The sequence below is a fragment of the Salinibacterium sp. NG253 genome (genome assembly GCF_015864945.1).
Lineage (GTDB): Bacteria > Actinomycetota > Actinomycetes > Actinomycetales > Microbacteriaceae > Rhodoglobus.
Genome location: NZ_JADYWF010000001.1, coordinates 67,619 through 87,517 on the forward strand (window position 1 = coordinate 67,619; position 19,899 = coordinate 87,517).

At 60.9% G+C, this 19,899-nt stretch carries 20 protein-coding genes; 8 read left to right on the forward strand and 12 right to left on the reverse strand.

Going from position 1 to position 19,899, the window contains the following annotated elements:
- Positions 1-44: 44 nt before the first annotated feature.
- The gene (locus I6E52_RS00355; protein ID WP_197154153.1) at positions 45-731 is read left to right on the forward strand and encodes a bifunctional 2-polyprenyl-6-hydroxyphenol methylase/3-demethylubiquinol 3-O-methyltransferase UbiG; all 687 of its coding nucleotides are present in this window, start codon (positions 45-47) and stop codon (positions 729-731) included.
- 6 nt (positions 732-737) lie between these two features.
- Here the strand turns inward: I6E52_RS00355 and I6E52_RS00360 are convergent, their stop codons facing one another.
- The 5 genes from I6E52_RS00360 to I6E52_RS00380 form a co-directional block, all read right to left on the reverse strand.
- Positions 738-1,676 (reverse strand): alpha/beta fold hydrolase, encoded by a 939-nt coding sequence (locus I6E52_RS00360; RefSeq protein ID WP_231601713.1) that lies wholly within the window; start codon positions 1,674-1,676, stop codon positions 738-740.
- A gap of 74 nt (positions 1,677-1,750) precedes the next feature.
- The gene (locus tag I6E52_RS00365; protein WP_197154155.1) at positions 1,751-2,119 is read right to left on the reverse strand and encodes a rhodanese-like domain-containing protein; all 369 of its coding nucleotides are present in this window, start codon (positions 2,117-2,119) and stop codon (positions 1,751-1,753) included.
- Between the two features lie 24 nt (positions 2,120-2,143).
- Positions 2,144-2,692 carry a DUF4395 domain-containing protein gene (locus I6E52_RS00370; RefSeq protein ID WP_231601714.1) on the reverse strand — a complete coding sequence of 183 codons (549 nt, stop codon included), beginning with the start codon at positions 2,690-2,692 and terminating at the stop codon, positions 2,144-2,146.
- Positions 2,693-2,695: 3 nt separating this feature from the next.
- Positions 2,696-3,484 carry a sulfite exporter TauE/SafE family protein gene (locus tag I6E52_RS00375; RefSeq protein ID WP_197154156.1) on the reverse strand — a complete coding sequence of 263 codons (789 nt, stop codon included), beginning with the start codon at positions 3,482-3,484 and terminating at the stop codon, positions 2,696-2,698.
- A gap of 9 nt (positions 3,485-3,493) precedes the next feature.
- The gene (locus tag I6E52_RS00380; RefSeq protein WP_197154157.1) at positions 3,494-4,903 is read right to left on the reverse strand and encodes a rhodanese-like domain-containing protein; all 1,410 of its coding nucleotides are present in this window, start codon (positions 4,901-4,903) and stop codon (positions 3,494-3,496) included.
- A gap of 514 nt (positions 4,904-5,417) precedes the next feature.
- On the opposite strand from I6E52_RS00380, the gene I6E52_RS00385 reads away from it, so the two are divergent.
- Positions 5,418-5,708 (forward strand): metal-sensitive transcriptional regulator, encoded by a 291-nt coding sequence (locus I6E52_RS00385; RefSeq protein WP_197154159.1) that lies wholly within the window; start codon positions 5,418-5,420, stop codon positions 5,706-5,708.
- A 29-nt stretch (positions 5,709-5,737) separates the two neighbouring features.
- Here the strand turns inward: I6E52_RS00385 and I6E52_RS00390 are convergent, their stop codons facing one another.
- On the reverse strand, positions 5,738-7,378 hold the full coding sequence (locus tag I6E52_RS00390) for a serine hydrolase (RefSeq protein WP_197154161.1): 1,641 nt from the start codon (positions 7,376-7,378) through the stop codon (positions 5,738-5,740).
- Positions 7,379-7,416: 38 nt separating this feature from the next.
- A complete protein-coding gene (locus tag I6E52_RS00395) occupies positions 7,417-8,109 on the reverse strand; it encodes a DUF1294 domain-containing protein (protein ID WP_197154164.1) in 693 nt (230 codons plus the stop codon).
- Between the two features lie 235 nt (positions 8,110-8,344).
- Between I6E52_RS00395 and I6E52_RS00400 the strand changes: the two genes are divergently transcribed.
- Both I6E52_RS00400 and I6E52_RS00405 read left to right on the forward strand, forming a co-directional pair.
- Positions 8,345-10,711, forward strand: a complete 2,367-nt coding sequence (locus I6E52_RS00400) for a phosphoketolase (RefSeq protein ID WP_197156821.1) — start codon at positions 8,345-8,347, stop codon at positions 10,709-10,711.
- 197 nt (positions 10,712-10,908) lie between these two features.
- Complete coding sequence (locus I6E52_RS00405; RefSeq protein WP_197154166.1) at positions 10,909-11,421, forward strand: hypothetical protein; 513 nt, start codon at positions 10,909-10,911, stop codon at positions 11,419-11,421.
- Between the two features lie 86 nt (positions 11,422-11,507).
- Here I6E52_RS00405 and I6E52_RS00410 read toward each other — a convergent pair whose 3' ends face one another.
- Positions 11,508-12,767 (reverse strand): cation:proton antiporter, encoded by a 1,260-nt coding sequence (locus I6E52_RS00410; RefSeq protein ID WP_231601716.1) that lies wholly within the window; start codon positions 12,765-12,767, stop codon positions 11,508-11,510.
- Positions 12,760-13,587 (reverse strand): alpha/beta hydrolase, encoded by an 828-nt coding sequence (locus I6E52_RS00415; RefSeq protein WP_197154168.1) that lies wholly within the window; start codon positions 13,585-13,587, stop codon positions 12,760-12,762. Before I6E52_RS00415 ends, I6E52_RS00410 begins: the two co-directional genes overlap by 8 nt.
- Positions 13,588-13,720: 133 nt before the next feature.
- Between I6E52_RS00415 and I6E52_RS00420 the strand changes: the two genes are divergently transcribed.
- Positions 13,721-14,770 carry an LLM class flavin-dependent oxidoreductase gene (locus tag I6E52_RS00420; RefSeq protein ID WP_197154170.1) on the forward strand — a complete coding sequence of 350 codons (1,050 nt, stop codon included), beginning with the start codon at positions 13,721-13,723 and terminating at the stop codon, positions 14,768-14,770.
- Positions 14,771-14,783: 13 nt separating this feature from the next.
- Here the strand turns inward: I6E52_RS00420 and I6E52_RS00425 are convergent, their stop codons facing one another.
- Positions 14,784-15,842 carry an NYN domain-containing protein gene (locus tag I6E52_RS00425; protein WP_197154172.1) on the reverse strand — a complete coding sequence of 353 codons (1,059 nt, stop codon included), beginning with the start codon at positions 15,840-15,842 and terminating at the stop codon, positions 14,784-14,786.
- Between the two features lie 145 nt (positions 15,843-15,987).
- Here I6E52_RS00425 and I6E52_RS00430 point away from each other — a divergent pair, with 145 nt between their 5' ends.
- Positions 15,988-16,512: a hypothetical protein gene (locus I6E52_RS00430; protein WP_197154174.1), complete on the forward strand. Its 525-nt coding sequence runs from the start codon at positions 15,988-15,990 to the stop codon at positions 16,510-16,512.
- Positions 16,513-16,519: 7 nt separating this feature from the next.
- Here the strand turns inward: I6E52_RS00430 and I6E52_RS00435 are convergent, their stop codons facing one another.
- Positions 16,520-17,122, reverse strand: a complete 603-nt coding sequence (locus tag I6E52_RS00435; RefSeq protein WP_197154176.1) for a flavin reductase family protein — start codon at positions 17,120-17,122, stop codon at positions 16,520-16,522.
- A gap of 144 nt (positions 17,123-17,266) precedes the next feature.
- On the opposite strand from I6E52_RS00435, the gene I6E52_RS00440 reads away from it, so the two are divergent.
- Positions 17,267-18,631 (forward strand): LLM class flavin-dependent oxidoreductase, encoded by a 1,365-nt coding sequence (locus I6E52_RS00440; protein ID WP_197154178.1) that lies wholly within the window; start codon positions 17,267-17,269, stop codon positions 18,629-18,631.
- 38 nt (positions 18,632-18,669) lie between these two features.
- Here the strand turns inward: I6E52_RS00440 and I6E52_RS00445 are convergent, their stop codons facing one another.
- Positions 18,670-19,155 (reverse strand): GNAT family N-acetyltransferase, encoded by a 486-nt coding sequence (locus tag I6E52_RS00445; RefSeq protein WP_197137924.1) that lies wholly within the window; start codon positions 19,153-19,155, stop codon positions 18,670-18,672.
- A 246-nt stretch (positions 19,156-19,401) separates the two neighbouring features.
- On the opposite strand from I6E52_RS00445, the gene I6E52_RS00450 reads away from it, so the two are divergent.
- Positions 19,402-19,872 carry a hypothetical protein gene (locus I6E52_RS00450; RefSeq protein ID WP_231601717.1) on the forward strand — a complete coding sequence of 157 codons (471 nt, stop codon included), beginning with the start codon at positions 19,402-19,404 and terminating at the stop codon, positions 19,870-19,872.
- Positions 19,873-19,899 lie beyond the last annotated feature (27 nt).

Sequence of the window (19,899 nt, forward strand, 5' to 3'; positions counted from 1 at the left end):
GCACCGAGTTGCCTGATCTCAGCGACACCGCGCAGACTGATGTCATGGGACACTCTCAGCATGATGCTCAGCCTGCCAACGACAAGAGCAGGGTCGCTCCGCGCGAGTTCTGGGAGGATCGCTATGGAGACAGCGACCACATTTGGTCGGGGCGCGTGAACAGCGTTCTCGCCTCGATAGCGCCCACCCTTGGGGCGGCGAGCTCGTCCACTTCTCGTCGCTCACTTGATCTTGGGTGTGGTGAGGGAGGAGACGTCCTGTGGCTTGCTCAGAACGGGTGGAGCGCAACGGGAATCGATATCTCCACGCGCGCAATCGAGCGAGCTCGTGAAGCAGCCCTAAAATTATCCATCCCCTCGGACGCAGCGACATTTATTGCCGCGGACCTTTCCGAGCTGGAGACTGCTGAGCTCTATGACCTCGTGACCGCGAGCTTTCTCCACTCACCGGTCGAGCTCGCGCGTGGTCCTATCTTGCAGGCTGCGGCGTCGCGTGTGGCACCCGGTGGTCATCTCTTGATCACTTCGCACGCGTCGCCGCCGCGCGGTGACGATCATGGTCATCCGGTACACCTCGATTTTCCGACTCCCGAAGCGGAAGTCGAGATGCTTGCGCTGGACCCCGACGAATGGGACATACTTCTGTGCGAAGAGCGGCCCCGAGAGGTGACCAATCACGCGGGCGAGCCAGCGACTACCAGTGACGCTGTCGTTCTGGTGCGGCGCCATTAGCCTGCGCTAGGCAGCCAGTTGTCGTGACTGAGGAGTCGACGTTCGCACTCCTACAGTTTCTATGTGCGCAAAGTGGCCGACATTCGCCAGCGCCTGCTGGGTGGCATGAGGGAGGACTTTCGCAAACCAGGCATCGTCAGTGGCGCTTACGAACGCGTCTTTTTTGCCACGAACTAGCGTGACGCGGCACTCGATGCTCGCCCAGTCTCGCTCGTCGTAACGGGCCGCTGCCTCAGCACCCTGAACAAACGAGCGCGCACGGAGCTCTGCGGCGAGTGAATCGAATACTGAACTGTCGAGCTCGCGTCGGTTCGCAAAAAGGGGAGCGCTGAGCGGTGCCAGGAGTCTCATTCGGTGCAACGCACGCACCACCACTCGACCGACAGGACCGAGCGCGGAAAGTAACCGCATCGCACCGAGCATCCCTGCCAACAGCGGCAGAACGCTGAAACGTCGAACCGGATGCCGCAGCACCGCCAGCGCACCAGGTCCGGTTGCCGAGATGGCGGTCACGCTCGACGTGCGCTCCGGATACCGAGCTGCCAGCGTGAGCGCAAGGTGCCCTCCCAGAGAGTGGCCGAAGACGTTCCACCTCGCAAAGCCGAGGGTTCTCGTGACGTGGGCCACTGCATCCACCATGTCTTCGACCGTGGTTCCAGGGCGGACGCTGCCGCTCTCACCCCAGCCGGGAAGATCGATCGCAACCACATTCTGCAACGGTTTATGCGCGCTGTGAGCGTCGCGGATCAGGGGTAGCCAGGTTGTCCACGAACCTGCGGCACCGTGCAAAAGCACTGTGGCCGTATCCGAGCTCGCGGCAGCGTTCGGGTCAACGTGCACCACGACATCGCCCAGACCGGTGGGCACAACGACGCGGGAAAACCCCGCAGTGGCGCGGTCAAACCGGTTGTCGGCGCTGTAGTGCGTGCTGGAGGCGGGTGTCATATTCACCTCAGTGGTTCGGAGCCGCAGCATCCGTCGATTGCCCGAATGTGCGGCCGCGAACGAACGGTGGTGGGTTACTGCACAACCTCGATCTGGGTGGAGGCTTCTGCCTCACCGATGGAGCCGAGGTCGATGATGTTCTCGAAGCCAGCTTCTTCCATCAGGGCGACAGCTTGACCGGAACGGTTGCCCGACTTGCAGTAGACGGCGTACTCAGCGTTGGGGTCAAGTGTGGGAAGAGCCGCAGCAAACTCGCCACCATTGAGGTCGAGCAGTGTGGCGCCCTCAAGGTGCCCAGCGTCGTATTCCGCGGGGGTGCGAACGTCGATGAGAATGGTGTCGGCGGTGAGCTCGATCTCCGGAGAGGCGTCGCCGGTCGAGCATCCAGCGATCGATGCGAGTACGACGAGAGAACCAGCGAGAGCGGCGAGGGGACGGAACATTTTTTCTCCTTGTGAAACGGGTGGTTATTCGGAAACCCGGCATGAGTCGCCTGGGCAGTATTGGGGTGGGGTTTTTGTGAGCAAGCGCTGAAGTGAGCATCCAACGCAGATGCCGAAGGCGGCTTCTAAGAAAAGCATGGTGAGGCACAGTCCGCACAACAGCAGTGTGGCTTCGAGCGGCGCACCAAGCACGCCCATTCCGGCGCACGAGAGTAGGGCGAGGCCGTAGCCAAGCCACCAGGCGAACTCCTTCTGGCGGGCACCGACCCAATTGGGCTGGTGTCGTCGAACGAGCAGACGGCCTAGAGCCAGTGTCGGTGACCAACGATCACCGATCGTGACACGCACGAGCATATCCATCATAAAAAAGACGCCGAACGGGCGAAGCGGAACGGCTGAATGCTGGATGACAGCAAGAGTGATCGAGACTGCTCCGGCAAGAAAGAGAATGCTTGCAGCGACGCGCACGGCGCGCTCGTTCACCACCGGAATGTCATAGCCCTCGACGAGGGAACCCACGGTGGGAGCGTGTGCCGGGGTCGACGTTGTCGTTGCTGGTGTGATCGTCGGCAACGGTCACGCTCCTGTCACGAGGGGTAGCAATTGCGGGATTTCTTGCACAAGCACGAAGGCGCCGATAGCGAGAACGAAGATTCCGAATCCTTTGCGCAGGGCGGTTTCGGGAATTCGACCAGCGAGAGCGGCGCCCACAAACGAGCCCGCAACGGCGATCCCGGTGAATGCGAGGATGGTTGGCCACGGAAGGTCAACGGTAAAGAGGTGGGCGACAAGCCCTGCCGACGACTGCATCGCAATAATCAGTAGCGAGGTGCCCACGGCGACCGCCACCGGAAGCCCGCCGAGAAGCGTGAGCGCGGGAACAATGAGGAAGCCGCCCCCAGCGCCCACGAGCCCGGCGGCAATTCCGACGAAGAAGCCGTCCCGAACAATGCGGAGGACGGGAAGCTTTGCTGGCTCGTGAACTGATCCCGCCGGCACCTTCTTGCGCCCGCGGATCATGGCAGTTGCGGTGGCGACCATCATGGCGGCGAAGAGCACCATCAGGACTGTTCCGGGGATGTAGCCGCCGACAATACCTCCGGCGAAAGCGCCAGCCATTCCCGCGGCACCGAAAATCAATCCGGTTCGCCAGCGAACGCGCCCTTCTCGGGCATGATGGAAAACGCTGACGGCGCTCGTGACGCCCACGATAAATAGCGAAGCCGAGATCCCCTGCTGTGGCTCAAAGCCGGCAACGTAGGTGAGGATCGGCACGGTGAGGATCGAGCCGCCCCCGCCGAGCATGCCGAGGGAAACTCCCACGAGCACGGCAAGGGCCAGCGCGATAATCAGGTTTGGTTCCATGAGGGCGCGTTAGACCGCGGGAACGGCACCGGGAGTTGCGAGCCAGCCAAGGTACGAGCCATCCAGTTCGGCTACGTCGTAGCCAGCGCGGCGCAGGGCACTCGCGGCCACGCTGTTGCGCACTCCGCTTTGGCAATACGTCACGATGGTTCCTTCGCGGGGGAGCTGGTCGAGCGACCACATGACGCGGCCACCGCTCAGTTGTTCTGACCCGGGGATGTGGCCCTCAGCGAACTCGGTTTTGTTGCGTACGTCGAGCAGAAGCACGCGCTCAACGTCATCGAGCGTGGCGGGATCGACAAGCTCGGGCACAACAAGATTGAGCCCATCGAGGGTCGTCACGAAGCCTGACACGGTGTCGATGCCCACGCGCACGAGGTGATCGCGCAGTTCTTGTGCGTGTTCAAGGTCGTCGGCAAGCAGGATGACGGGCCGCGACTCAGTGTCGGGGTTGTAGACCCAAGCGCCGTAGCTTGCTGCTTTCTCGGGCCCAGGGACGTTGAGGGATCGCGGCACAGTGCCACGGTGAACTTCGCTGTTGTTGCGAGTGTCGATAAGGATGGCGCTGTCGGCATCGAGCGCTGTCGCAACTTCCTCGGTCGTGTACTCGCGCAGCGGGGTAACGGTGCCCATGACGTTCGGGCCCTGTCGGTTCTGCACCTTCATGCGGCCAAAGTAGGCGTGAGCATCCGGTTGACCGTTGAGCAGCTCGTCGATGAAACCTTGCTCGTCGTTGTTCTCCACATAGTGGCTCCACCACGCGAACGCGCGTTCGTACCCGACAGTGGTTGTCGGAATGGCGCCGAGAGCTTTGCCGCAGGCGCTGCCGGCACCGTGGGCAGGCAAAACCTGCACATAGTCGGGAAGGGTGAGGAAGCGGTCTCGCAGGCTCGCGAAGATGTCTTTCGCTCCGCCGAAACGGGTGTCAACGCCGCCGGCAGCTTCATCGAGAAGGTCGGGGCGGCCGAGGTCTCCGACGAAGACAAAGTCTCCGCTGAGCATGAAACCGGGAGCGTCAGCTTGCGCACCATCGGTGACCAAGAAGGAAAGGTGTTCAGGCGTGTGCCCGGGAGTGTGAACAGCCTTCAGCGTGATGTTGCCGAGGGTAATGATGTGGCCATCTTTCATACGTACAGCACCGTCGAAGGCGCTTCCGTAGGTCCAGTCGGGGCCACCCTCGTCAGACACCAGAATCTCCGCACCGGTGCGAGCGGCAAGCTCGCGGGTGCCGGAAAGGTAGTCGGCGTGAATGTGGGTTTCGGTGACGGCCGTGATGGTCATCCCGTTCTTGGCGGCGATCTCAAGATAAACGTCGAGGTCGCGGCGGGGGTCAACAACGATCGCTTCGCCTTTGGCTTGGCAACCGATGAAGTAGCTAGCCTGAGCGAGGTCGGTGTCATAGATGCGTTCGAGAAGCATGTTTACTCCAGTGAGTGTTCGCTATGTCCGGGGGAGGGGAGACGCTAACGACGGTGCGTGGTTAGCGGTGGCTGCGGGTGAGCAGTAGTTGCTCGTTAGCAGTGGCAACGGTCGCGTTCAGCGACGTTGGCGAGGGCATCCTCGATATGTTCTCCGCAGCCAGCCCAGGTGGGCTTACCGCAGTTCTGGCAAGTGACTTGTGCACACATGTGATCTCCTAACGACCGAAGAGGCGGGCAAAAAAGCCGCCCTGATTTGATTTCGCGGCGTCAATCTCCGACTGCGAGTGCTTGCCGTTGCACCAGTTGGATGCGGGCACGCTGCGCTTGACGGTCTGGATGTGTTCTCCGCATCCGGCCCACGTAGTTTTGCCGCATACGCGACACGTGACTGCTCTGCACATAACTCTGCTTTCGTTGATTGGCTTTTCGTAAAATACCCTAGGGGGTATGCTGACAACTATACCCCACGGGGTATCTCAACTGTCAACTCACTCGAGAGAAACGAGACGAACATGGTTTTGCCTGCATCAGAACCCGTGTCAGCCGCAGACGCTGACGCTCAAAAGAAGATTGTTAACCGCCTACGACGCGCTCAAGGACAATTGGGCGCCTTGATTGCCACGGTGGAAACAGGGGCCGGCTGCCGCGACGTCGTGCACCAGCTGGCTGCAGTCTCGAAAGCTCTCGACCGCGCAGGGTTCCTCGTGATCTCCGAAGCGATGAAGGAATGCCTCATTAACCCGGATGCCGAAGGCTCGCCTCAGTCAGACGAGATCGAGAAGCTCTTTCTTTCGCTCGCGTAGCGGATGCGCACGTACGAGGCCACTGAGGGCTAGCGGCGCCACTCTCCGAGTCCGTGAGCGTTAAAGAACTCCAGCGTCACCCCGGTGACGGCCCCGCCTGACCGCGCGAAGGTCGCCGAAGAGAGGGAGCCGTGGGGCGCGTTTTCGCCCGTGGGGACGAAGGCAAAGGTGTCAGAGTCCCAAGTTTCGAGCGTAAGAATGTAGTTTTCGCGCGGGCCGAGGGCAGCCTGTAACGAACCATCGACTTCAGTCACGACGAGGTCGCCAAAGTAGTCATTGCGGTAGGTGCCTTCATAATCGCTGAGGTAAAGGGAAGCCCCAGCGGTGTCGGGCTTGGTCTCTGCGACAAGATCTCCTGCCGGGGCGTTGAGTCCAGAAAGTGCACCGTAGTAGTCGCCGAGCCAATCGCGCTGAATCTCGCCGTACTGAACTAGATCGAGAAACTGCGCGTTGAGGGCTTCCGCGGTGCCGATGGGGCCCGCATTGGTCAGAGTCACGATCCCCAGATCGAGACTGGGCACGAGTTGGTAGTTCGTGCCAGCGCCGAGAACGAAGCCGCCAGAATGACTCAGTGTTGTACGGCCACCGGCCTGGCTGCCCACGTTGAACCCGAAGCCGTAGCTTGCGGTGCGCTGATCGGGGGCGGAGGCTTGCGCGCTGATGCTCTGCGCCGTGATCGCTGGCACGAGCGATTCGGGCATGACGAACGGCTGGCCGTCATGTTCACCACCGGCCAGGATCATCGTCATCCACTGGGACAGGTCGCCGACGGTCGATGAGACGCCTCCCGCGGGGGACTGCGGGTCGGGATTACGTTCGAAGAGCGGCTGAAATTCGCCATCGACAAGGGTGTGGAGTGTTGCCCGATTGGGCTGCGCCACAAAATCCGCATAGCTCGAGCTTGTGGCAGTCATTCCCAACGGTTCGTAAACGAGTTCACGGATGGCGTCGTTCCAGTCCATGCCAAGCGCTGCAGCGGTCGCTTCCGCTCCTACCGTGATGCCGTAGTTCGAATAGTGGTAGCTACTGCGGAAATCGTCGAGGGGCTGATACCGAAGGTGGTCGAGGATGTAGTCGCGCTCGTAGCCGACATCTTCCAGGTCATCGCCAGCCCCGGTCGCGAGCCCGGTGCGGTGGCTGAAGTAGTCGCCAATCGTTGCGTTCTGCGTGACGTACGAGTCCGCAAGAGAGAAATCAGACAGCAGCGTGCGCACGGGAGTGTCCCACTCCACTGCGTCTTGGGTAATGGCGCGGGCGACGACCGTGGCAGAGAGGGATTTCGAAACTGACGCTATTTGGAACACCGTGTCGGCCTCCACCCGGTCAGTGGTTCCTGCTTCGCGCACTCCAAAACCGTCGGCATAGATCATCTCGCCGTTGTGTACGACAGCGATCGCGAGACCGGGGGTTCCGGTCTCATTCATCGCGATTGCGGCCAACTCAGGAAGCTGTTCGACCGCAGCGTCGACCGTTCGCACCACGGCCACGTCGCTGCTGCCCGCACTCAGCGCGATGACATCAGAGGCTGGGGAGTCGCCCTCAATGACCTCAAGACGACCGGATGCCGCTGCCGTGCATCCAGAAACGGCAACAGAGACAGCAAGCAGCGCCACCATCGCGGGCGCTGTGCGGGAGCGACGGACAGTGCGGAACGTGGCGGAAGATTCCATGGCTCCAGCCTAGAACGCGGGCGATGAACTCGGCAGGTCTAGGTAGAAGTGACGTCGAGAATGAGACGCACAAGGTTGAGCATCGGTTCCCGGAGCGCTGTTGTCAGAATCGCAAACACCAGAATGTTGAGCACAACAGTGCCCCAGAATGCTTGGCGGAAGAGCGGTTTGTGGGTTTTGTGGCGCAGTCGCTGTTGCGCAAGAATCGCGCCCGGCCAGCCGCCGAACAACCCGAGACCGAGAAGGGCACTTTCGGTCACTCGCCACTGTTTTGTTTGCGCAGCCTTCTTGTCGCTGGCATAGAGGGCATACGTGATGATGCTCATCACGAGATATAACGCTGCAAATAGCCACGGGAGGGCACCGATGGTGGTGAGAATACCGATCGCGACGATGAAGGTAGCCAGCACGACATAGCTCATGGTGCCGGGCTTGCGTCGTTTCGTGCGCAGCGGTCGACCTGAGGCGGAGAGGTAACGAATTGTGCGAGCCCGAACCTTACCTTCGTTCGTGTGCTCGACCACGAAACTCACCCGTTCACCGGGAGTCGGGCGGGTGTCACGGCGTGGGAAGGCAGAGATGTGGGCAAAGACGCTTTCGCCGTTGCGGTTGCCGTTGCTGTTGCCAGCGCCGTTAGTGCCGCGTGGGTCGTCAACGGTGATGAACCCGAAGCCACGTTCGTCGTTCCATGACGCCAACGCACCCTGCTGTCGTGCGCTTCGCGAACCCATGTATCGAGGGTAACTGCCCGAGCCGCTGTGCGCGGTATCGGCGTACCCTCAGGCTCGCTGTATTTGGCCCACAGAGCTGTGCTCTGCTCCTAAACTGGCGGGGCGCCCTCAGCGAGAATGGGGTCGCGATCGAACGGATGACCTCAACCACATCATCGTGAAGAGAAGAGAGAATCTCGTGCCTGTTCAAGAGCCCGTCGCCCGCCAGCCATGGTGTGGCCCTCGTACCGCCGAAGTGCAACCCCACACGCTCGATCAGCTCGACGCGTGGTGGCGCGCAGCCAACTACCTCGCTGTCGGCCAGATCTATCTCCTCGACAATCCGCTGCTGCGTGAACCTCTCCGCCGCGAGCACACCAAGCCTCGACTCTTGGGGCACTGGGGCACGACGCCCGGCCTGAACTTTGTGTGGGCCCATCTGAATCGCATCATTCAGGAACGCGACACCGACACCATTTTCGTGGCTGGGCCGGGTCACGGAGGTCCTGCCGTTGTCGCGAGTGCGTACCTCGATGGCACTTACAGCGAGACGTACGGCGATATAGATAAGAGTGCGGATGGCATCCGCAAGTTGTTCAGACAGTTTTCGTTCCCGGGTGGCATTCCAAGCCACGCGGCTCCTGAAACTCCGGGCTCCATCCACGAGGGTGGCGAGCTGGGCTATGCCCTGTCGCACGCCTACGGCGCCGTCTTCGACAACCCCAACCTGCTTGTTGCCGCGGTCGTCGGCGATGGTGAAGCTGAAACGGGGCCGCTCGCGACGAGCTGGCATTCGAACAAGTTCATTGACCCGGAGCGGGATGGCGTGGTCTTGCCAATCCTGCACCTCAATGGCTACAAAATTGCGAACCCGACAGTGCTGGCCCGCATTCCCGAAGACGAACTGTGTGATCTGATGCGCGGGTACGGGCACACGCCCTACGTCGTCTCTGGTGGGTTCGACGGCGAAGATCCTCGTGCTGTGCATGAGCGCATGGCGGCGACGCTTGACGACATCGTCGATCACATCGCACGGATCAAGGCGGATGCCGCAGCAGGAACGCTCGAGGGGCGCCCGGCCTGGCCGATGCTCATTCTGCGCACGCCCAAGGGCTGGACGGGTCCGAAAGTGGTCGACGGCCACCCGGTTGAAAACAACTGGCGTTCGCACCAGGTGCCGCTCGCGAGCGTGCGCGACACCGAGGAACATCTGCAGCAGCTTGAGGAATGGATGGCCTCATACCGCCCAGAGGAACTCTTCGACGAGAGCGGGGCACCACGCGAATTAACGATCGCACTTGCTCCTTCGGGAGATCGCCGTATGAGCGCCAACCCCGTTGCTAACGGTGGACTGCTCCGTGCACCGCTGCGCCTCCCTGACTTTCGGGAGTACGCCGTCGACGTACCGAATCCGGGCGAAACCACGAGCTCGGCGACGGGCGCTCTGGGGGAGTGGCTGCGCGATGTGATTCGCGACAACCCCGAGAACTTCCGTATCTTTGGGGCCGATGTCACGGCATCCAATCGTCTGAGTGCTGTCTTCGACACCACCGATAAACAGTGGGATGCCGAATACCTCCCCATCGATTCCGACAACCACCTCGCGCGGGCGGGGCGCGTCATGGAGATGCTCAGCGAGCACCAGTGTCAGGGCTGGCTCGAGGGCTACCTACTCACGGGTCGGCACGGCATGTTTAACTCCTACGAGGCGTTCATCCATATCGTCGATTCGATGTTCAATCAGCACGCCAAGTGGCTCGAGGGTGCAAACGCGATTCCGTGGCGTCGCCCGGTGGCGTCGCTCAACTATCTGCTGAGCTCGCATGTCTGGCGTCAAGATCACAACGGCGCTTCGCATCAGGACCCCGGCTTTCTTGACCTGGTCATGAACAAGAAGCCTGATGTCGTGCGGGCCTACCTCCCGTGCGACGCCAACACGTTGATCGCCACCTACGACCACTGCTTGCGATCCGTCAACAAGATCAACGTCGTCATCGCTGGCAAGCACCCCGAGAACAACTGGCTCGACATGCCCGCGGCGATTGAACACTGCACGCGGGGAATCGGGCTGTTCGAGTGGGCTGGCACCGAAGTTGTCGGCCAAGAACCGGATGTCGTCCTCGCCTGTGCCGGCGACGTTCCGACCCTAGAAACGTTGGCGGCCGCGCAAATCTTGCGTGAGCGGATCCCCGAGCTGCGCGTGCGGGTCGTCAACGTCATCGACTTGATGCGCCTGCACAGCGAATCGGAGCATCCGCACGGTCTCAGCGATGCCGAGTATGACGCAATTTTCACGACAGACAAGCCCGTGATTTTTGCCCACCACGGTTATCCGTGGCTGATTCACCGCCTCACCTATAAGCGCACGGGGCACGCAAACCTGCATGTGCGCGGGTACAAAGACGAGGGCACGACGACGACACCGTTCGACATGGTGATGCTCAACGACCTCGACCGCTATCACTTGGTCATCGACGTGCTTGAGCGGGTTCCGGGCCTCACCTCGCGGCATGCGGCCTTCTGGCAGGAACTGCATGACACCCGACTGCACGCGCGTCAATACACGCGAGAACACGGCGAGGATATGCCCGAAGTGGCCGACTGGAAGTGGAACCGGTCGTGACGCGCTCAGCGCAGTGCTGACAGTCGTATTTGGACGCGATTGTTGACGCTGACGGCCAGCAAAAAAGTACCTCCCCTGGGGTGATGGTGCACGACGTATTTTGTGCTTAGAATGAGCGTGACATCGCGTTGATGCCCGGCAATCGTGCCCCTTCGGGAGTTCTTCCCTAGGCCGTCAGAAAGATCAGATCAACCGGTATGAACATCACCGAAATCGCTATTAACGCACTCGGATTCGCGGGCACCGTTTTCTCCTTCCTGATGTGGGTTCCTCAGGCCCGTATCACCTGGCAGAGCCGCAACGACGCCGTGCGTCTTGCCGGTATTTCGGAGACCACGCAGTGGCTGTTGGTCTTTGGCTACACCGTCTGGGGCGCTTACGGTCTGATGAGTTCGTCGTTCTGGGTTGCCGCTCCCAGCGCTGTCGCGATCCCACTTGCCGCCGCCACGATCGTGGTCATTCGCCGTGGTCGCCGCTTGCCCGATGAGGGGCGTTCATTCCCGATTTTCTCGAGCACGGATGCCGATCCGCTCGTTACCATCAGCGACGGCCTAGTGGCGCTCACCGAGTCCATTCCGATCATTCACGCCCACGCCGAGCCTCCCGTCGAAGCGGCCGTTGTCGCGCACGACACGTCGGATGTTCTGGGCGAGCCATTGCCACACTCTGCGGGCTACACGGCGACAGGCACGATCCCGATTCTCGCTTAGCGAGGCGGCGCTCATTTAACAGGGTGGCGCTCACCTAGAGCGTTGGCGATGTCGCGTCGGCTTCAGCGAGTCGGCCGTCGCGACGCTTAGGCCTCTTCGGCGATGTGTGGTTCGCCAGGTAGGTCTTGGGCATCATCCCCGGTGCTGCTCGCGTGCAGCTGGGCGGCGTCTCCGCGCAACGCCATCGCGATAACCGGGAAGATCAGCACGGATAGTAGACCGGCTCCGACGAGAGCAGCGGCGATACCAGAGTCGATGTATTCGCTATCGACGCCGATTGCGGTGACGGCGACGATGATGGGCAACCCTGTGGCGCCGAGAAGGCCTAGCGCGGCGCGTTCGCGGGTGCTCGCGCCTTTCCGTGCGGCGAACATCGAGGGCACGCCGCGCACGACAAGCAGAAGCACGAGGAACACGGGCACGAGAGCCGCCACGCTCAAGTCGGAGGTGAGGGCGCTGAGTTCGAACGACACTCCCGTGTTGATGTAAAAGATCGGAACAAGGAATCCGAAGGCGATGGCATCCAACTTGGAGTCGACCATCGCGCGGTCGCGTTCGGGAGCTTGGCGCATCATGACCTGCCAGAGCAAACCGGCGACGAATGCACCGAGGAGCATATCTAGGTCGAGAACGATGCTCAGCACGACCAGTGCCGCAACGATGAAGATAACCAGTCGGATCGCGAACTGACCTGAGGTGTGCAGGGTTGCTGTCACGAGGCGGTGGAGCGAGTTGTGTTCGATGCGAGCCGCGAGGAACAGCAGCGTCATCGCAATCAGGATGAATATACCCAACACGATCGTGGAGACTCCGAGTGAGCTGGCTCCGAGAAAAATGGAGATGGCAATCAGCGGCCCAAATTCGCCGACGGCACCGAGTGCGACCGCGGAATTGCCGAACCGGGTGGGCAGTTCCCCGGCGTCACGCAGGATGGGCATGATTGCGCCGAGTGCCGTCGAACAAAGCGCGATCCCGATGACGACGGCGCCAAATCCCGGCTCGATGAGATAACCGATCGCCACTCCGGCGACCAGCCCAACGAGCCACCCGAGTGATGCGCGTCGACCATTCCGGCCGCGAATAGCGCTCAGTCGGATTTCGTTTCCGGCCATAAAGAACAGCATTGCCAAGCCGAAGTCGGAGAGCTGCTCGACGAACTCGGATTCCCCAACCCAGCCAAGAACACTTGGCCCGATCAGGATGCCGAGAAGAAGCTCGAAAACGACGATCGAGATGCGCACCAGGGGAGAGAGTGCGCGTGCTAGCAACGGTGCCATGACAGCCAGAATCGGGATGAGCACGAGACCCCAGTTGGCAGCTTCCATGGCTTCTTCGGTGCTATCCATTGTTCACAAAACTATTCACTTCGGCGGCGATCACGTCTCGTACTACTGAGGTGTCGAGAGTCGCGATACCGTCTCCGGCTTGCACTCCGTAGTCTCCGAAGCTGGCGTGATTGGCGCCATCGATGGGAAAGAAGGTGGTGGATGTCGGCAACAGGTCGGCCGCATCCATGATCTTCTCGGGCGTGCTCAAGAGGTCATTGCTTCCGCTGAGGCTCAGGACGCGAATGTCGACTTCGGAAAGATCGTTGGCGCAGTAGCTGCCGAAAAGCACGAGGCCGCTGACGTCGGGTTGCTCGGCGTATTGGCACGCGCGCACTCCACCCAGGGAATGTCCGCCGACTATCCAGTCATCAATGTCGGGCACCGCATCCGTGAAGGTATCAAGCGATCGTTGGTCGAAAAATGCCAGATTCAGGATGGGCTTCGTCACGACAACGGTGAGCCCTGATTCGGCTACCGCTCCGGAGAGCTTATAGAGGTAGGCATCCGCGCTGACTTTTGCTCCCGGAATGAACACGAGACCTTCGCCTGAAGCGTCGCCGGTAGGAGTGAGAACGAAGGAGTTTTGGTTTTCGGTGATGTGCACGGCTGGGTTTGTTCGCACGCTCTCCAGTGCATCCGGCTCTGCCTGCATCACCCCCACATTCGCCCACACGAGCATTCCGGCCACGAGCAGAACAACGATTGCGGCGAGTGAGATGAAAATCGTGCGCGCGACGCGTCGAGTTCGCCGAGGGCCTGGAGTTGAGTTCGGTGATGTTGGCTCCGCTGGCGCAATCGGCTCGGTCGGATCGGCGGGAGACGAATCAGCAGCGTGCATTGCCCCAGTCTAGGGAGTGGCAGGTCGCGCGCGCACTGAAGGTCTACCTGAGAATCTGGGTCGCTTCGTGTCGTAGGGCCGCCAACTTGCGCGTTCAGGAATATTCACGCTGGTAAGGAGTTGAATAGTAGTGATGACTACACCACTTCGCCTTTCTGTTCTTGATCTCATTCCTGTCCGCAGCAACCAGACTTCGGCCGACGCCCTGGCGGCGACAATCGCGCTCGCGCAGCGCGCCGACGACCTTGGTTTCTCGCGGTACTGGGTCGCCGAGCATCACAATATGAAGGCCGTGGCGTCCACGAACCCTGCAGTATTGATTGGCATTCTTGCCGCCCAAACGAAGCGCATTCGTGTCGGTTCTGGCGGAGTCATGCTTCCCAACCACGCGCCCCTCGTCGTCGCGGAGCAGTTCGCGATTCTTGAAGCGGCATTCCCTGGTCGTATCGACCTCGGCATCGGTCGCGCTCCCGGCAGCGACCCTGTGATCACTTCGTATTTGCGGATGACCGGCACCACTAGCGATGTCGACGCGTTCCCGCGCAACGTGGCCGACATCCGCAGCCTCATGAATCCCGAGGGTGCCACGTTGCAGCTGCAGCAGGGCCGCAGCTACGAACTCACGGCAACGCCGAACGCGGCATCCGTTGCGGATCTCTGGCTTCTTGGCTCAAGTGACTACTCGGCCCGTCTAGCCGCAGCTCAGGGCATGCCGTACGTTTTTGCCCACCACTTCTCGGGCGAAGGAACCGCGCGCATTCTGGGGCTCTACCGCGACAACTTTGTGCCGTCAGACTTGCTGAAGGCCCCCAAGACATTCCTGACTTTGAACGTGGCCGTTGCTGAAACGGCGGCGGATGCGCGTGCCGCAGCCTTGCCCCAACTCCAGCAAATGGCGCGCCTCCTCAGCGGCATGCCGCTCGGCCCGCTCTCGACCATCGAAGAAGCTGCCGCGACAGAACTCGCCGCGCCGCAACAACAAATGGTGGATGACATGGCCCAGCGTTGGGTAATCGACGAGCCTGTCGCGGCAGCTCAGCGCATCCGGTCGCTCGCCACTCGCTTCGGCGTCGACGAGGTCATGGTCGTGCCTGGGCTGTCGGCTCACAATGCGGACGCGGCGAACACCTCGCCTGTGCGTGTGCGCGCTCTCGAACTGCTTGCGGAGCAGCTGCTCGGCTAGTTTCGCGTCGAACTCATTTTGGTAGCGTTGCGTTAGCGCGGAGCCGAATTTGCCGAACTCCTTCACGTTCCTGCATTTCCACGCTTGATTGGTGCGAGGTGACGAAATCGCTGAATTTTTCAAACTTCAGCGCAGCCTCGTCGAATGAGGGGTCGATTCTGAGCATCTGATTCTTGACGGCTGAACTGTTGAGCCAGTCTGAATCTTCCTTCTGCTGCACCAGTCGCATTGCGCGAACAAGGAGTTTGAAAGGGCGCATCGCATTTGTAGGGGATTCGACGGCCGTACTTTTAGTTTTCTTGGCTGCGGCAGAGGTTTTTGTTTGGGGCGATGACTTCGCGGGTGTGGATGGCGGCGACTTCTTCGTCGCCGGAGTCGCTGAGGGCGAGCTGGCTGCTGATGCCGCGGCCGTGGTGACTTGTAAGGCGGTGGCTTTGGCGGCTTTCTTCGGAGGAATAACCGCGGCAACGATCCCGGAAGTCTGCAGCGGCGGCGGGTCTATTGCGACACCTAGCAAGGAGTCGTAGTCGGCGAACTTGTCGCAGGATGCGGTGAGTGCTTTGCTCGTGCCGCCAGCGACCCCGATACCCACAACAAATCGTCCTAGCGTCTTCGCGCGCTGAGCGAGAGCCACATAATCTGAATCGCCTGCGACGATTACGACGTGGGTGATGTCGGGAAGTCGAAACATGTCCTCCATTGCATCGACAGACAGCCGAATATCGGCGCCATTCTTCAGCTGCGCCGTTAGCGGGAACAATTGCACTAAATCGACAGCGCGATTCACCAATTGTTCTTGGTAAGCAGCGTTAACTGGTGCGGACCAGTCGGCATAGGCGCGGCTGAAAGCTACTGTTCCGAAGGAGGAGGCGTAGTCGAGAATGGCTTCTACGTCCACCTCAGCCTCTTTGAGTTTTGCCCCAACGGCTGTAGGTGTCGACGGATCCCATGAATGATTACGGGCTTTGTCTTTCGAGAACTGCCCCTTGCCATGTATTTGGTTGTATCGAGAGATCACGATGTTGTCGAAATCGATGTACACGGCCACGCGGCCTTCGGTGGCGGTTGCCATGTGGTCTCCTCGGGAAAAGTTACTCTCAGTCTCATCGTGAGCCTCGCTCATGACAATCCCCTTTTCCGGGGTGATCGGTGGAAAACCTCGAGCACTTTCGCTCGGTAGCATTAGAGGAAAACACAGCAAGAGTAGGGAACCTCACGTGACGTATAGCGCTATTCGAGTTCGCGCGACTCCGGGCACACCTGGTTCTGGTCGAGCGGGAGTTGCCGCGATCGTGTGTGGTGTTGCGGTGGCGGGTTGGGTTTCGTTCGGACGCCACCTTTTTGGTATCGGCGGCGATCTCACCATCATCTACGCGACGACATTAGGTGTCCTTTTCGGCGTGCTGCTGGTCCTCATCGGGCTAGCGATGCGGCGCACTGAACTCCGCGGTTTTGAGACGCGGCCTCTCACTCACACGATGCTCATCGCATCCGGCGTGTGTGCCTTTCTGCTCGGGTTGACGATTCCCGATTCCACGCCGATCGGTCTGCAGACCATCATCAGCGGCCCCAATGAGCCCGCTCTCGGTATCGCGATTGGGATCGCAAACCCGCTCGGGGTTGTTGGTCTAGCGACGGCCATTATCGCGTTGGTGCTTGCGGTGAAGGATTCACGCGGCCGGGTCACTCTCGTGGAGAGTTGGGGCGACGACGAAGCTGTGGCCGAGTCACACGCCGGCTAGCGACGCCTCAATCGAGGTGCGAATGCTCTCCTAAGTGGTGCCACGCGCGATTGTGGTGAACCAGCGGGGGAGCGAGATCGGCCTCCGGGGTGATGTGGGCTTCCTTCGCGAGCACGAGAATGAGTGATGCGGATTCGGTATCGAGCTGGTCGATGCGCGTGCCCACAAGTCGTGCCGGAGCACTCGGGAAATAGGGCTCTCCCGTGGGAAGGCGTGCCCACAGTCCGCGGTCGGCGAATCGGTCAACCCCGCTCGTCGCGCACAGTTGCGCAAGAGCGAGTTGTTCGCTTCCGAGGAAGTGGATGACGTACGAGGTCGCCGCGCGAATACCGGGCGCTGTGGATGCTCGGTGTCCGATCGAGAACGCCAGCAGCGGCGGCTCAGCACTCACCGAAACGACCGACGTTACCGTTAGCGCGACTGGCCCGAGCGGTGACTGCGCCGTGACAACAGCGACTCCACCGGGGTAGTGGCGGAATGCGCTGGAAAATTCCGCGACGCTGATTCCTGACATCGTCTCCTCGACGTCGACGTCGATCTCGTCCTCGACCTCGTGGTGGGCAAGGCCCTGGCTAGCGGTGGCCAGTGGTTTTTCCGTGATTGTCTGCATTCGTCCATCCAATGTTTCGGGGATGCGGACAAGCGTGCACCCGAGCACGCGACGAAGCGAGAATATGTCGATATGTGTCCTTCTGTTTCGCCGATTGTTTCGCCATGACGTGCGGAGGTGACGGCTGCGGCGCACCATAAGGGCATGCCTAGACAAATTCGCTTCAACGCCTTCGACATGAACTGCGTCGCTCACCAGTCCTCCGGAATGTGGCGCCATCCCGACGACCAATCGTGGCGCTACAAAGACCTCAATTACTGGACCGAACTCGCGCAGCTACTCGAAAAGGGAACCTTTGACGGCATCTTCATTGCGGATGTCCTCGGCACCTACGACGTCTACGCCGGCTCGAACGAGGCCGCGATCCGCCACGGCGCTCAGGTCCCGGTGAACGATCCGCTGTTGCTCGTCTCGGCCATGGCGCATGTCACCGAGAACCTCGGATTCGGCATCACGGCGGGAACCGCCTACGAACATCCGTACCCATTCGCTCGGCGGATGTCGACGCTTGATCACCTCACAAAGGGCAGGGTCGGCTGGAACGTTGTCACGGGCTATCTCCCCTCGGCTGCTCGCAACATGGGCAACGACGATCAGCTCGAACACGACGATCGTTACGACCACGCTGACGAATACCTTGAGGTGCTCTACAAACTGTGGGAGGGGTCGTGGGAAGACGATGCGGTTATCCGTGACCGAGAGTCCGGTGTGTTCACTGACCCGAGCAAGGTGCACGACATCGAGCACAAGGGCAAACACTTCACGGTTCCCGGCATCCACTTGTCAGAACCGTCGGTGCAGCGAACACCGGTCATTTACCAAGCCGGTGCTTCGCCACGAGGAATCCAGTTCGCCGCAGGCAACGCGGAAGCGATCTTTGTTGCGGCATCGACCAAGGCGGGGCTCAAGGCAACGGTTGCTCGCATCCGGGATGCTCTCGAAGAGGCCGGGCGCGATCGCTACTCAGCGCGCATCTACACGCTTCTGACGATTATCACGGATGAGACAACGGAGAAAGCTCACGCGAAGTATGCCGACTACTTGAGCTACGCCAGCGAAGAAGGTGCGTTGGTGTTCATGTCGGGATGGATGGGCATCGACCTCTCGCAGTACGACCTCGATGAGCCCATCGGCAATGTCAAGAGCAATGCAATCCAGTCGACGGTGGCGAACTTTCAGCAGGCCAATGACGACGGCAGCGAATGGAAGGTTCGGGACATCGCTCGGCTCGGTGCGATTGGTGGCCTGGGGCCGTTCATTATCGGCTCTGGCGAAGAGATCGCCGATGAGCTCGAGGCGTGGGTGGCAGAGACAGATGTCGACGGGTTCAACCTGGCCTACGCCATCACGCCCGGCACATTCGAGGATGTAGTCGAGCACGTCATTCCTGTGCTTAGGGCGCGCGGAACCTATCCCGAGGAATACGTGGAAGGCACGCTGCGACACAAGCTGCACGGGCGCGGCAACAGGCTCCCGGCGGAGCATGCGGGCGCACGCTATCGGCGTTAGGAATCATCTGCCGTGACTAGTGCACCGCGAACCCGCGTCTACTGTGCGGGGGTCTCGCGGTGCAGGTCGACGGCGTACTTGAAACCGATGTGCGACGCTTCGAAGCCAAGCTTCGTGTAGAACCGGTGGGCGTCAGTGCGTGCTTCATCAGAAGTGAGCTGGATGAGGGAGGCGCCAAGCGTGGGCGCTGCGGTGTCGATAACCCAGCGCATCATGGCGCCGCCGATTCCGCTCGAACGCTGGCTCGCGGCTACGCGCACGGCTTCAACTTGGAGGCGGTGCGAGCCACGGCGGGCCATGCCGGGAATCGCAGTCAATTGCATGGTGGCGACGACATCGCCCGAGGGCGCTTCGACAACGAGGAGGGCATTCGCGGGCGTCGTGGCGATGGCGTGGAACGCCTTTTCGTAGGCGGGGCGGTCTTCTGGGCGGGCAGTATCGCCTCGCAGCGCGCTAATCGCGTCGTCTGCGAGCAGTTGCAGAATGGTGTCGATGTCGCCAAGAGCGGAGTAGCGAAGAATCATTTCGCCGTCTCGCGTCTGGAGAGTTGTGGGAACAGTCACTTTAGAAAACACTCCCACGACGATAGCAGCGCTAGCACTGCTCGCGAGCCAGCGGTGCTCAATTGTGCGGCGAATTATCGCCATTCTTCGGCGTTGACGGCGTCGGTCTCGGCCTCGATCGTCGCTGTGTATTCGAGGTTGCTGAACTCGTCTCAACCCTTCCGTAGTGTCGCCAATTACACGCAACACCTATTGGAAGGTAGTTCAATGACTGCAACAAATAACTCCACCACCGCGAAGAAAACTTCCACCTCTCACACGTCCGCCTCGGTCGGTCGCCGCGCTCTGGCGGGTGTCATCGGCGGCGTTGCCGGCGGTGTCGTCTTCGGGATGATGATGGCAATGATGGGCATGCTGCCCACTCTCGCCATGATGGTTGGCTCTGAATCGGCCGTCGTGGGATTTCTCGTTCACCTGATGATCTCGATCATGATCGGAATCGGTCTTACGGTCCTCTTCGGCAACCTGCTTCTGACGAGCTACGCTCGCGGCGCCGTCGTGGGCTTCGTCTACGGCGCGATCTGGTGGGTCCTTGGGCCTCTCATGATGATGCCGCTCATGCTCGGCGGTGCGCTCTTCGCTATCGATACCGCGGCGCTCTTGTCTTTGATGGGCCACTTGATTTTCGGCGTCATCCTCGGATTGGTTGCAGTGCGCGTTCTCGCTTCACGACGATGAGCAACTGTGCACGGCCCGGGTGCCCAC

Bases quoted from the DNA above. Each gene is read 5' to 3' on its own strand.
- I6E52_RS00355 (WP_197154153.1), top strand. From the start codon at position 45: ATGGGACACTCTCAGCATGATGCTCAGCCTGCCAACGACAAGAGCAGG.
- I6E52_RS00360 (WP_231601713.1), bottom strand. From the start codon at position 1,676: ATGACACCCGCCTCCAGCACGCACTACAGCGCCGACAACCGGTTTGAC.
- I6E52_RS00365 (WP_197154155.1), bottom strand. From the start codon at position 2,119: ATGTTCCGTCCCCTCGCCGCTCTCGCTGGTTCTCTCGTCGTACTCGCA.
- I6E52_RS00375 (WP_197154156.1), bottom strand. From the start codon at position 3,484: ATGGAACCAAACCTGATTATCGCGCTGGCCCTTGCCGTGCTCGTGGGA.
- I6E52_RS00380 (WP_197154157.1), bottom strand. From the start codon at position 4,903: ATGCTTCTCGAACGCATCTATGACACCGACCTCGCTCAGGCTAGCTAC.
- I6E52_RS00385 (WP_197154159.1), top strand. From the start codon at position 5,418: ATGGTTTTGCCTGCATCAGAACCCGTGTCAGCCGCAGACGCTGACGCT.
- I6E52_RS00390 (WP_197154161.1), bottom strand. From the start codon at position 7,378: ATGGAATCTTCCGCCACGTTCCGCACTGTCCGTCGCTCCCGCACAGCG.
- I6E52_RS00395 (WP_197154164.1), bottom strand. From the start codon at position 8,109: ATGGGTTCGCGAAGCGCACGACAGCAGGGTGCGTTGGCGTCATGGAAC.
- I6E52_RS00405 (WP_197154166.1), top strand. From the start codon at position 10,909: ATGAACATCACCGAAATCGCTATTAACGCACTCGGATTCGCGGGCACC.
- I6E52_RS00410 (WP_231601716.1), bottom strand. From the start codon at position 12,767: ATGGATAGCACCGAAGAAGCCATGGAAGCTGCCAACTGGGGTCTCGTG.
- I6E52_RS00415 (WP_197154168.1), bottom strand. From the start codon at position 13,587: ATGCACGCTGCTGATTCGTCTCCCGCCGATCCGACCGAGCCGATTGCG.
- I6E52_RS00420 (WP_197154170.1), top strand. From the start codon at position 13,721: ATGACTACACCACTTCGCCTTTCTGTTCTTGATCTCATTCCTGTCCGC.
- I6E52_RS00425 (WP_197154172.1), bottom strand. From the start codon at position 15,842: ATGGCAACCGCCACCGAAGGCCGCGTGGCCGTGTACATCGATTTCGAC.
- I6E52_RS00435 (WP_197154176.1), bottom strand. From the start codon at position 17,122: ATGCAGACAATCACGGAAAAACCACTGGCCACCGCTAGCCAGGGCCTT.
- I6E52_RS00440 (WP_197154178.1), top strand. From the start codon at position 17,267: ATGCCTAGACAAATTCGCTTCAACGCCTTCGACATGAACTGCGTCGCT.
- I6E52_RS00445 (WP_197137924.1), bottom strand. From the start codon at position 19,155: ATGATTCTTCGCTACTCCGCTCTTGGCGACATCGACACCATTCTGCAA.
- I6E52_RS00450 (WP_231601717.1), top strand. From the start codon at position 19,402: ATGACTGCAACAAATAACTCCACCACCGCGAAGAAAACTTCCACCTCT.